The sequence below is a fragment of the Paenibacillus azoreducens genome (assembly GCF_021654775.1).
Classification (GTDB): domain Bacteria; phylum Bacillota; class Bacilli; order Paenibacillales; family Paenibacillaceae; genus Paenibacillus_AQ; species Paenibacillus_AQ azoreducens.
In genome coordinates this window covers 2,336,999-2,349,275 of sequence record NZ_AP025343.1, presented here as the reverse complement: position 1 = coordinate 2,349,275, position 12,277 = coordinate 2,336,999, and the positions used below count along the sequence as shown (strand labels likewise).

The following is a 12,277-nucleotide window of genomic DNA, read 5'->3' as shown; positions in this document are numbered from 1 at the left end:
TCATTCCCGCGGTTCCACCCTACTTGATTGCGTTTCTCCGCTGCCGGAGATCAGCAATCCGCTTTTAAGCCGATTTCATATCATGCTCCCGGGCGCCTTTCATGAATCCGAACCACCGGGCTTGCACCATCCCCGGCTCGCTTCTGAAATCAGAAATTCACTACTTATCCGTTCAACGCATGTCAGACAATTAAAAGAAACTTAATATATATTATCGGATTTCCTGCGGGAAGTCAAATTATTTTTAAAGACCGTACTTGTCCATCTGATCCAGAAAACTTTGCGATTTCAGATGAAGTCCAAGCTGCATATCCATAAAGGCACGCATGACGGTCTTCAGTTCGGCTTTGGTATCCTCTTTTACATCGATGTGGCCGAGTCTTCTCAGGTCAAGCCGCGCAAACAACCGCAGCAGCTTCAGGCTTTTGGCGGAAAGCTTCAGCGCCGGTGGATCCAGATGCCTGCAAGAGCGGCAAAGCACGCCGCCAAGCCTCGGGCTTACCGCGGAGCTGTCGTCCCCTGACAAGTCTTTGCCGCAAGAAATGCAGGATAGGAGCTCTGGTCCGTATCCTGCAGCCTGAAGTATCTTCATTTCGTACAGATTGATGATGATTCCGGGATCTTTGCCATCCTCCAGCGCATTCAAGCAAGCCTTAAGCTGCTGGTACCAAAAGCTTCCCGTCTCCTCATCCTGCAGCACCCGATCCAGCAGCTCACAGGCATAAGATGCATAAGCCGCTTGGATCAAATCTTGGCGGATGATATGGTGCGGGCTGATGATTTCGCCGGAATTCAGCGTCCCAAGACCCGTACCATTTCTAAAAAACACAAATTCAGCTTCTGTAAACAGCTGCGTTAATGCAGCATGACGGCTTTTAACTTTTTTTGCTCCGCGGACCAAAACACCTATTTTGCCCGTGTTCTCGGTGCAAATCGTAATGATCTTGTTCCCTTCGCCGTAGTCCATGCTGCGGATGACGATCCCTTCCACCCTGTATAGCATGCCTCTTCCCCCAGCCATTCCTGGAGCAGCCACAGATTATTCGTCTTCTTCATCATTCCCCGTCTCTTCCGCTGCAGCCATTTCCGGCCCAGCAGCCGCGTCGTTCACAACCATGCTCCCGTAATCCCGGTAGAGCAAATAAGCATCCACATCTCCAGTCATCGCAAAATACTTCCACGAAAAATCTCGCATTCGTATTCATCCTTTCTTTGGAAATGACGTCTGCATCTTCAAAAATAGGATGTGGCGGAATCACCGGAACTATGTGAAGCAAATCCTGCCATTCGGAGGAATACGGCATAATACGATTATGCGTCGCGGTGGAACCCGAGGTCGCGAAGCACGCGCTCTTGGTTGCGCCAGTCTTTTTTAACTTTTACCCATAACTCCAGGAATATCTTCGACCCCAGCAGATTTTGAATATCCTGCCGGGCCTGCTTCCCGACTTCTTTCAGAAGGGCGCCTTGTTTGCCGATAATAATCCCTTTTTGCGAATCGCGCTCCACGAAAATAACCGCGGAAATGTAAACAACCCCATTGTCCTGCACGCGCATGTCCTCAATCGTTACCGCGATCGAATGGGGCACTTCCTCCCGGGTCAGGTGAAGGATCTTTTCGCGGATCAGTTCGGCGCAAACAAATTGTTCCGGGTGATCCGTAATTTGATCCGCCGGATAATATTGCGGTCCTTCTGGCAAGTATTTCGCCACCTGCTCCAACAGCCGCTCCACATTATTGCCATTCAAAGCAGAGATCGGCACGATTTCCGCAAATTCATGCAGCTTGCTATACTGCTCAATGATCGGCAGCAGCGCATCAGGCTCGATTTTGTCGATTTTATTTAACACGAGAATGACCGGCGTCTTTACGCTTTTTAACTGATCGATAATAAAGCGGTCCCCGCCGCCAAAACCTTCGGATACGTCAGTCAGGAACAAAACCGCCTCTACTTCTTTCAGCGTATTGAGCGCGGTTTGGTTCATGTAATCCCCAAGTTTCGATTGTCTCTTGTGAATCCCCGGCGTATCCAGAAATACGATTTGCGCCTCATCGGTTGTATAAACGCCGTGAATTTTATTGCGCGTCGTCTGCGGCTTATCGGACATGATGGCAATCTTCTGCCCAATGACCTGATTCATGAGTGTCGATTTGCCTACATTAGGCCGGCCGACGATTGCCACAAAGCCGGATTTGTATGACGCTTTCGCCATAGTTCTTTGCAACCTCCTTAAGTATTCCTTCCCGTTTCTCGAAAAAGACTGCCCGGGGCCCTGAATCCTGCGCCAGGCATTAACTGCAATTGCCAGCGCCGGAGACGGGCCCCAGAAAGTACCATGCTCTATTTGGTATCGATACACTTTAGAGGTTGTTCAAAAAGTCCGCTTTTGATCACGAAGTGAATCGGGAAGAAACTCGACTTCGAATCTTGAATTCAGCCGGGCCTTCCGGTGCTCACGTACCCAAACGTACGCTCCGCTCCTTTCGTCCCTAGCTTTATCCAACCTTCTCGGTGCTGAAAACCGGCCTTTTTGAACACGCACTTTAAGATTTTTTGGCGCTTTTCAGATCGGCTGGACCAAAAGCGCCAGGGAGCAGCTCACGTACTGTTGTTTCCTTCATATCGCCCTTCAGGTTCCCCATGATAACTTTCATATCGGGGTCGCATAACTCGGCCAGCACCTGGCGGCATACGCCGCAAGGCGTAATCGGGCCGTCCGTATCGCCTACCACGGCTATTGCCTTAAAGCTTCCGGCTTTATGGCCGTCGGCGATAGCCCGGAACAATGCGGTCCGTTCCGCACAGTTGGAAGGACCGTAAGCAGCGTTTTCCACATTGCAGCCATGGTGAACATGTCCATTCTGATCCAGCAGTGCAGCGCCTACCCCAAAAGCGGAATACGGCGTGTAGGCATTCATCCGTGCTTTGATCGCTTCTTGCAGCAAAAGAGCAGAATCCATCATTATTGCCTCCTTAAATTTTGCGTAAACTCATAGTATACTAACCGCTCCATCCAAGCAAATCCATCACTGGACGGTAAAAGACGATGATCCCTGCCAAAACGGCAAAAACAGCCGCCAGAAGCACAGCGCCGGCAGCCGTATCTTTAGCTGCTTTGGCTAGAGGATGAAGCTCGGGAGAAGCCAGATCTACAACCGCTTCAAGCGCGGTGTTCAGCAGTTCCAAAGCAATCACAAGCGTGATGGCAAGCAGTAGGACGATCCACCTCAGCCAGGACAAATGCAGCCACAACGCCGCCGCAACTACGACGACCGCCGCGGCCGCATGAATCTTCATATTGCGCTGCGTACGCAGCGCGTACTTTATGCCCTGCAGCGCATAACCGAACGAGGCCAGGAGAGACCCGCTCCGCATTAGCGCGTAAGCCCCACTTCCGCCAGAACGGCTTCCTGTTTGCCCATCATTTCGGCTTCGCTTTCTTTGTCCTGATGATCATATCCCAGCAAATGCAGGAAACCGTGAACAAATAAAAAGCCGATTTCCCGCTCAAGGGAATGCCCATATTCTTCGCTTTGCGCCTTTGCGCGATTCACTGAAATAATAATATCTCCGAGCATTTCAGGCAGATCGGCCAGCTCACCGTCTTCCTCCACATCATAAACGATATCGAGTTCTTCATCGGTGAATTCGTTCATGGCGAAGGACAATACGTCGGTCGGACGGTCGATGCCGCGGTATTCCTTATTCAGTTCATGAATTTGTTTATCATCGACAAAGGTCAGCGCCACCTCGCCGTCCTCTACGCCCTCGGCTTGTCCAGCTTTCTCCAGCAGCTTCTCGAGCGTTCCGATCAGCTCATCGCTGATTGGAAGCTCCTGCTGCTCATTATTCCATGCCAGCTGCAGTCCCATTTACTTTCCGCTCCTTTTTGCATCCTCGTTCGTTTTGTTCTTTTTAATCTCTTCCGGGTACTCTATTCTCGAATGGAATATTCCCATTACGCTTTCCTTCAGCGTCTTGGCGACAATGTCCAATTCCTTCATCGTCAGGTCGCATTCATTGAACTGATGGTCATCCAAACGGCTTTTGATGATTTTTTCAATCATGGACTCAACCTGCTCCACGGTTGGATTGCGCAGGGAACGCACGGCCGCTTCCACGCTGTCGGCGATTCCGATAACCGCGGATTCCTTGGACTGGGCTTTCGGTCCCGGATAGCGGAAATCCTCTTCGGTAAAATCGGGTTCCTTGCCCTGTTCTTCCGCCAGGCGCAGCGCTTTATGGTAGAAAAATTGGAGGAACGTGGTCCCGTGATGCTGCTCTGCGATATCCCGGATCGGCTTCGGGATCTTGTATTCCTTGAGCATTTCCACACCGTCCCGCGCATGCGCGACAATAATCGATTTGCTCATTTTCGGATCCAAGGAATCATGCGGGTTTTCCATATTATTTTGATTTTCGATAAAATAGCTTGGCCGCTTCGTTTTGCCGATATCATGGTAATAGGATCCGACCCGGCACAGCAAGCCGTCGGCTCCAATCGCTTCCGCGGCAGCCTCGGAAAGATTCCCTACCATGACGCTGTGGTGATACGTGCCCGGCGTCTCCGTAAGCAATTTTCGCAGCAGCGGGTGATTCGGATTAGAGAGCTCAACCAGCTTGAGTGCTGACAATATACCGAAAGTGACCTCGAAAAACGGCATTAGCCCGATTGCCAAAATCGCAGTCAGCAGACCGCCTGCAAAAGCGAAGCAAATCGAATACAGCGTATGCACCTGATTCCATTGGCCGCTGCTGATCAACGCTATGATAAGCACCGACAATGATCCAAACAAGCAAACCATAATTCCGCCCTTGAGCAGGGTGGAGCGCTGACTTGCCCGGTGAATCGTAAAAATGGCCACAATGGAAACGACCAGCGCGAAAAAGCCGAAAGTAAAGTCGAACATTTGCCCCTGATGCACATTCAGGATCACGCTCGCCAAAATACTGAACAAAATAGCGCAGAAATAGGCAAGCATCATGTCCAGCAGCAGGCTTACAAGCGTTGCGCCGATAGCAACGGGCGCTACGTAACCGATATACGGTCTTTCATTGCTCTGCAAAATTCCCGCCAGATGCATGGATGTTATCGTAATGATAAAAATAAGCACCAGCATCAGCAGCTGTGAGTTATTGTAGCGGAATTTACCGGGCTCCGACTGGCGGATAAACAGCAGCAGTCCGAGCGCCAGCAGCAGCGATAACATCAGCAGCCCAAGCTGAGGCCAGTAATTAACCTCGTTTTTGAGCAGGCCGTTGTCATCCAGCAAATTGTAAAGATCTTCAGTAATCAGTTGACCTTTTGCAACAAGCAAATCTCCCTGCTTGATATAAACGGTCTGCGTGTTTTCGCGTGCCTGAACCTTCGCTTCTTTGGTCGCTTCCTCGTCGTAGAACTTGTTGGCGGTTATCGCAAGCTTGGACAATTCCTGCACGACTTCGCGCGCCGTGCGCTGGTTCAGCGAGCTGGCGCTGACCAGTTCGGCGACCTTGGCGCGCGCAGCCTGCGCTTCAACGATCTGGTCATTCGTTAGACGGGAAACGATTTCTCGCGCGACAGGCTTCATCCCGGCAATATCATCTGAGGTCAGCCTAGGAATTTTGATGAAGGTTTCCTCTGGTATTTTATAAGTTTGCTGGCTGGTTATCTTGAGCATTTCATCCAGCAATTTATCCGGATAGTTGCCCGATCCGCGGTTGGCGTTAACAAAGTTTTGAATAAAGTCCTTGGACCGCTGCGGAATTTCCAAGCGGTAGATGGAAATTTTATCTTCGCGCGAAACCTGGTCATCCTGGTTCAAACGGTCGATCCGGTCCAAAATGGAGACGACCAGATTTTCATTGGGCACCGACATGATCGTATAGATCGGCTGTACGCGTTCCGCCTCCTGTTCCTGGGCTTTCAGCGTCGCCTTGTTATTCGGGATTTGCATCGGCGCCCTGATTTCCTTCTCGCTGCGCGTCCCTACCTGTATGTTATACCGTTCAGGCAACAGCTTGGGTGCGAGGCTGACATAAAACAGCACGGCCAGACATAAAAAGAGAACATAGCGTGTTCCTGCGCTATGTTTCCAGCCCACATTTTTAATTGAGAAAGATTTGCCTGATGACATTTCTTTCGAAGTCATAAAGATAATCCCCTCTAATCTTGATTTTCTGCAGCTTGGTTGTAAGCAGTAATGATTTTCTGAACAAGAGAGTGTCGGACGACATCTTCTTCCGCAAAATAAACGAAGCCGATTTCCTCAATCCCGTTGAGGATATTTTTAGCCTCGATCAATCCCGACTTTTTGCCTCTAGGCAAATCGATTTGCGTCACATCGCCGGTAATGACCATTTTCGAACCGAAACCCAAGCGTGTTAAAAACATTTTCATTTGTTCTGGCGTCGTATTCTGGGCTTCATCCAAAATGATAAAGGAATCATCCAACGTACGTCCGCGCATATACGCCAGCGGCGCGATTTCTATGAGTCCTCTTTCCAGCGCTTTCGCCGTTTGCTCCGGCCCCATCACATCATAAAGGGCATCGTAAAGCGGACGCAGGTACGGGTCTACCTTCTCTTGCAAATCCCCCGGCAAAAAGCCGAGATTTTCTCCGGCCTCCACGGCCGGGCGTGTAAGTACAATACGCTTTACGGCCCCTTCCTTCAAAGCCGCAACGGCCAATACAACGGCCAAATAAGTTTTGCCCGTGCCGGCAGGGCCGATGCCAAACACGATGTCGCGCTTGCGGATGGTCGTTACATAATGCTTTTGTCCGATGGTTTTGACGCGGATCGGCTTGCCCCGGAAGGTTGTCGTAATCTCTCCCTTAAACAGGTCCAGCAGCTGGTCCGCACGGAAATCCTTGGCTAGATCGATTGCATAGGCGACGTCCCGTTCCGAAAGAATATGACCGTTCCGGACGAGCTCCAGGAGGACTTCAAACAGATGCTCGGCAACCTGAACGTTATGCATTTCGCCGCGGATCGTAATTTCCGCTTCCCGTGAATCGATTTGGGCCGGGATCTGTTCTTCAATCATTTTAAGAAAAGTATCCTGAGGTCCAAAAATGGACAGTCCTTCACCTGCACTATGCAATGATATTTTCGAGCTGTGGTTTTTTTCTGACAAATAGCCTCATTCTCCTTGACTGTGAACTATGGGAAGTTCTTTGGCAATGCTCTCTTCCACCTCAAAAAGTACTTTCATATAAACTTTACCATTCTCTTTCTTCTCATGCAAAATTTTTTGGCTGATGATCTGCGAATCTGTCCCATATTTCGCCAAAATATCGCGAATAGCTCCCTGAATTCCAAGTTTTTTGGCTTCCTCGGGCTGCAGCGTCTCCTGTTGTTCGGTTACTTCCATCACTTTTTCCGTCATCCAACCTACCGGCAGCTTGAAAGAGCGCCAGGTTAGCGGATCGAGCTCAGTCAGCGTCTCCGACGTTTCAAACGGCTCTTTGCCGTATCCCCACAGCTGAATCGCCCGATTTCCAAGCACGAGATAGCTTTTATCTTTTCTGTCTCCCGTATATACTTTCCGCTTTTGAACAAGCGGCACCTGCAATTGATATTCATGCCAAACGAGGCCCTTGACTTCCCCTTTGGCCACGACGTGCTGCGAGTTGGCTTCACCGTCGCCCATTACTCCCGATATAAGCACCTGTCCCTTTTTGACGCGCGTGTTCTTTTGAACCAGCGGCCGGCCCTGCTCCGCATAAATGCTCGTTACAACCGCATCCGAACTGCTGACCAAGTGGCGCGGACTAACCAGCGGATCCTTATCCGGCCTTTCCGCCTCCACGACCTGGATCGTGATCGTCGTGCCCTTCCTCTCCACACCGATCCAGGAGGCTTCAGGCAGCTTTAGGCTTAGCGCACGCGACAGCTTGTCCGCATCCTTCAAACGAAAAATCCATTGATAAGGCCGGATGCCCTCTTCTTTGGCCGCCTTCAAAATATCTTCGGTTGCCAGTTTCTCATTTCCAGTAACATTAACGTTCCAGACCAGGGAAGAGAGCAAGAAAAGCAGCACAAAAAACAACATGATGCCGATCGCGAAAAATTTGCGCTTATAAAGCCGGACCATTAAAAAGGGCACCCCGATCCGGCGGGTGACATGCAGCCGGCAGCCTGTCCGCTTTAATAAGGGGCGCAGCGCATGAAAATCCTTTAAGAGCAGCTTCATGTCTGCGGTATGTTCGCTGGTTGGCCGGATATCCCATACGGGAATGCCCGACTCCGCCAAAGCATTAACCAAATGATTGATGCTCTCTCCCCTGACCGAAATCTGAACGCAGCCGCGTATGCCGGAAAGCGTAGGTATTTTCATGAACTCTCCCCCGTTCCTATATATTTTATATTGACGATGATCCCTTCAATCAGGACCTCCTGCGGCAGAATCGTCCGGATCATCAGTCCGGAGCCTTCTACTTCCAGCGAGCCCTCGCTCAGGGACAAAACCATTTTATTCTCTGAAAAATGCCGCACACCGTGATGATTCTCAACGGAAAGCTCCTTGTTTCCCACAAGTGTAATCCGAGGCAGATCGAGCAGAACGTCCTGCGGCAAATCCAATACTTCATTTGTCCATTTCCGCAGTCTGCGGCTGATCCGGGTCATACGAAGGTCTTCCCCCTTCCTGTACTTTACAACTTATGCCCGGTCCGCCCTTTTTATGAGAGATTATCAAATCCGCTGTAAGAATTGGACGCCAATATGCTCGAACATGCCAAAATAACCCCGCAAAGCGTATCGGAAAGAAGTCCGACGCCCTTCAAAGAGGGGCGCTTTTGCGGAGCAAAAGTACTGAGCGGAGCCTATGCTTCGATGCTTATTCCAAATACTTTGGAGGACCCAAAAAAAAGCCTTTCCCGCAAGCAGTGGAACACAATCAATCCACCATCCTGCAGAAAAGGCTGTTTTAGAGGTTCTTCAAAAAGTCCACTTTTGATAAGAAAAACATCTATCGACGTACTTTCTATGAAGCCAGACCGCTTTTAGCAGATGTTTTTCTTGCGATATAGAATTTCATCAGCGCAGCTGATAATTTATAAATTCTATATCTAACACGAAGTGAATCAGGAAGCTGGTTCGACATCGAATCTTGAATTCAGCCGGGCCTTCTGGTGCTCACGTACTAAGGCGTACGTTCCGCTCCTTGCGTCCCTAGCTTCATTCAACCTTCTCGGTGCTGAAAACCGACCTTTTTGAACATGCACTTTTAGAATATTGCATACATATTGTTTATTTCCGTCCGCCATACGGCCGTTTGGAGCGTGGAGGTCCAAGAATTTCGGCCCATATTATGCCTTTTCTCGCCTCGCTCGCCAGTCTCGAAGCAGGCCGTTCTCCTCTTGTTTGTTTTGCAGGGGCCGAAACTGCTGTTTTTTCGATCCGGTTCAACGAAGCATTGACCTGCTCCAAATGCTTTTCCATGTCCCTGCTGTAATCGGCCAACGGATCCGGTCTCTCTTCCTGCCACATTCCGGACACACCCTCGCCTGTTTCATAGTCGGGGCCGGCAGTTTGCAATTCGTAGGACCGCTGCGCACTTGACGAAGTTTCCTCACTCCAGTCGTCCGAACCGGTTGAATATCTTGGTTCGCTTGAGCTCGCGCGCGCATCCGCCTCCTCTTCACGCCGTCTGCTCGAAGCTTGCCGGTTCGCGGGAGCGGTTCTCTGCTCCATGCCTGCCCCGCCGCCGAATGTAGGCATTCCCTGCGGGTTCTGATTCGTCTTTCTTTTACCGCTTTTGCTGAGGGCGGAAAGGATTGCAAATCCGATAATCAGGATCCAATAGAAATGTTCAAAGATCCACATGGAGGCATCATCCCCTATTTGTTATTTTGGGGGCCGTTTTGATCTCCCTCACCCATCTTGCCAAGCGAACCTCTCATTTGGGTATCCGCTTCGATATTTTTCAAATTCATGTAATCCATGACGCCGATTTTTCCTGAACGGAGCGCTTCCGCCATCGCGAGCGGTACCTCGGATTCGGATTCGACCACGCGCGCTCTCATTTCCACGACCCGCGCCTTCATTTCCTGTTCCTGCGCAACCGCCATGGCGCGCCGTTCTTCCGCTTTCGCCTGCGCGATGCGTTTATCCGCTTCCGCTTGCTCGGTTTGCAGGTATGCGCCGATATTTTTGCCTACATCAACGTCGGCGATATCAATGGACAAAATTTCAAATGCGGTACCCGCATCCAGACCTTTAGACAACACGGTACGGGAGATGCTGTCCGGATTCTCGAGAACGTCCTTGTGGGCGTCGCTGGAACCAACGGTAGTAACGATCCCTTCGCCTACACGGGCAATGATCGTTTCTTCGCCAGCACCGCCGACGAGACGGTCGATATTGGCACGCACGGTCACTCTTGCTTTAACTTTAACTTCAATACCGTTCTTCGCTACAGCAGCGACGACAGGCGTTTCGATAACGCGTGGGTTAACGCTCATTTGTACGGCCTGCAGCACATCGCGGCCTGCCAGGTCAATAGCTGCCGCCCGGGTGAATTCCAACGGAATGTTCGCGCGCTGGGCCGCAATCAACGCATTGACGACCCGGTCCACGTTACCGCCGGCCAAATAGTGGCTTTCCAACTGGTTGATGTTCAATCCCAGCCCGGCTTTGGTTGCCTTGATGAGCGGATTGACAATCCGGCTTGGCGTAACCCGGCGGAGTCTCATCGCCACCAAGGTTATGATGCTGATGCGGACGCCAGCCGCCAAGGCAGAGATCCAGAGCGTAAGCGGAAAGAAGCTAAAAAACACGCTCAGCACAATAATAACCACGACAGCAATAAGCAAAATCGGGATCAAAGAAGTACCGTCCATAAATAAATCCTCCAATTTGAGTTTTTTGATTTTTTTTATTGACGCCTTATCTTTATGTTACATGATATCCGGTTAAAAAACAGGCTTTATTTCGGTTTGACTACCACACGCGCACCTTCGACATGGATCACTACGACCGGCATATCTTTCGGAATGAACTCCCCGTCTGTTACCACATCGATCCGTTCATCGTTAATGATCACGGTGCCTGCAGGTCTTAGCGGCGTCACGCTGACGCCTTCCCGGCCAAGCAAACTCTCCTTGGATTCCGTTGGAACATACCCTTGCTCCTTGGTAAGCGACTCGCTGAGGATAAAACGATTCCAGATGCCCCTCTCCTTGAATACGATCGCCACAATGACGATGACGACAGCGGCCGCGGCGAAGGCAATCCCGAGCGACAACAGCGCATGGCTGGTGTCATATGCCGCCCGCACAACCCCGGCTATCAAACTGATCGCTCCCAAGACGCCCAAAATACCGAAGCTCGGGACGAACATTTCCAAAATCATAAGGACAAGCCCCACAATAAAGAGCAGCCAAGTTTCATTGCCGGCAAATCCGGCCACATAATTTCCAAAGAAATACAGAACAAACGCCGCTACCCCAATGATCCCCGGAACGCCAAATCCAGGCACAATCAGTTCGATGACGATACCAGCGATACCAAGAAACAGGAGCACCGTCATGACGACGGGATGGGTCAAGAATGCAGCGATCCTCTCTGCTCCCGTATGATCCATCCGAACGACATTATCGGCCTGATATCCCATCCAAGATACGGCCTCTTCAGGCGATGAGACGATCTTGTCTGCAAATCCGACTTTGAGCGCCTGCTCGCTGGATAAGGCAATGATTTCGCCTTTCTCTTTGGTCTCGCCGATTTCCGGCATATCCACCACCATGTTGATGTCCGCCATGCCTGCGGCTATTTTGCCGTTTCTCCCGCTTGATTCCGCTGCGGCGGACATCTCGGATTTCCAGGCGGCCACAAGTTTAGGGTCATCCACCCGTTTCCCCGTACTGTCCACGATCGCGGCCGCGCCGATCATGCTCCCCGGAGTCATCGCTATTTTATCCGCATTTAGGGCAATGTAGCTGCCGGCGGAGGCGGCGTTGCCATGTATGTAAGCAACCGTCCTGATTTTGCTCTCGCGGATCATTTTGCCGATATTCTGCGCCGTATTTACAAGCCCGCCCGGCGTATCGATCTCCAATACGATCAGGCCGGCATTTGATTTTTCGGCCTCCTTGAATCCGCGCTTCAGGAATTTTTCAAGCCCGGTCTCGATTTTCTGTTCCACCGGAATGATATAAACAGGTGCTGCTTTCTCAGCTTCCGCTTCCGCCAGACCCGGGACAAACGCCGCTGTCCCTGCAATCAGCACAAAGAGAACCAGTAACCACATCATTGAATTTCTTATTCTGCTGTATGTATTCATCATCCTT

The 12,277-nt window shown here is 50.8% G+C and carries 13 protein-coding genes; all 13 read right to left on the bottom strand.

Going from position 1 to position 12,277, the window contains the following annotated elements:
• Positions 1-244: 244 nt before the first annotated feature.
• The 13 genes from recO to L6442_RS09905 all read right to left on the bottom strand — a co-directional run bounded on the left by recO (position 245) and on the right by L6442_RS09905 (position 12,270).
• Positions 245-1,003, bottom strand: coding sequence for a DNA repair protein RecO (gene recO, locus L6442_RS09965; RefSeq protein WP_212978604.1), 759 nt, complete (start codon positions 1,001-1,003; stop codon positions 245-247).
• Positions 1,004-1,039: 36 nt separating this feature from the next.
• Positions 1,040-1,195, bottom strand: a complete 156-nt coding sequence (locus L6442_RS09960; protein ID WP_228100870.1) for a YqzL family protein — start codon at positions 1,193-1,195, stop codon at positions 1,040-1,042.
• A 116-nt stretch (positions 1,196-1,311) separates the two neighbouring features.
• Positions 1,312-2,214: a GTPase Era gene (era, locus tag L6442_RS09955; protein WP_194230075.1), complete on the bottom strand. Its 903-nt coding sequence runs from the start codon at positions 2,212-2,214 to the stop codon at positions 1,312-1,314.
• Positions 2,215-2,545: 331 nt separating this feature from the next.
• Positions 2,546-2,962, bottom strand: coding sequence for a cytidine deaminase (gene cdd / locus L6442_RS09950; RefSeq protein ID WP_194230122.1), 417 nt, complete (start codon positions 2,960-2,962; stop codon positions 2,546-2,548).
• Positions 2,963-3,002: 40 nt separating this feature from the next.
• On the bottom strand, positions 3,003-3,377 hold the full coding sequence (locus L6442_RS09945; protein ID WP_212978605.1) for a diacylglycerol kinase family protein: 375 nt from the start codon (positions 3,375-3,377) through the stop codon (positions 3,003-3,005).
• Positions 3,377-3,874, bottom strand: coding sequence for an rRNA maturation RNase YbeY (gene ybeY / locus L6442_RS09940; RefSeq protein ID WP_212978606.1), 498 nt, complete (start codon positions 3,872-3,874; stop codon positions 3,377-3,379). The genes L6442_RS09945 and ybeY overlap by 1 nt, the downstream gene beginning before the upstream one ends.
• On the bottom strand, positions 3,875-6,133 hold the full coding sequence (locus L6442_RS09935) for an HD family phosphohydrolase (RefSeq protein ID WP_194230078.1): 2,259 nt from the start codon (positions 6,131-6,133) through the stop codon (positions 3,875-3,877).
• A 14-nt stretch (positions 6,134-6,147) separates the two neighbouring features.
• Positions 6,148-7,119, bottom strand: coding sequence for a PhoH family protein (locus L6442_RS09930; RefSeq protein ID WP_212978607.1), 972 nt, complete (start codon positions 7,117-7,119; stop codon positions 6,148-6,150).
• A gap of 6 nt (positions 7,120-7,125) precedes the next feature.
• Positions 7,126-8,322, bottom strand: a complete 1,197-nt coding sequence (gene yqfD / locus L6442_RS09925; protein WP_212978608.1) for a sporulation protein YqfD — start codon at positions 8,320-8,322, stop codon at positions 7,126-7,128.
• On the bottom strand, positions 8,319-8,612 hold the full coding sequence (yqfC, locus tag L6442_RS09920) for a sporulation protein YqfC (RefSeq protein ID WP_194230081.1): 294 nt from the start codon (positions 8,610-8,612) through the stop codon (positions 8,319-8,321). The genes yqfD and yqfC overlap by 4 nt, the downstream gene beginning before the upstream one ends.
• A gap of 624 nt (positions 8,613-9,236) precedes the next feature.
• On the bottom strand, positions 9,237-9,812 hold the full coding sequence (locus L6442_RS09915) for a hypothetical protein (protein WP_212978609.1): 576 nt from the start codon (positions 9,810-9,812) through the stop codon (positions 9,237-9,239).
• A gap of 14 nt (positions 9,813-9,826) precedes the next feature.
• A complete protein-coding gene (gene floA, locus L6442_RS09910) occupies positions 9,827-10,828 on the bottom strand; it encodes a flotillin-like protein FloA (protein WP_194230083.1) in 1,002 nt (333 codons plus the stop codon).
• An 86-nt stretch (positions 10,829-10,914) separates the two neighbouring features.
• Positions 10,915-12,270, bottom strand: a complete 1,356-nt coding sequence (locus tag L6442_RS09905) for an NfeD family protein (RefSeq protein WP_212978688.1) — start codon at positions 12,268-12,270, stop codon at positions 10,915-10,917.
• Positions 12,271-12,277: the final 7 nt, after the last annotated feature.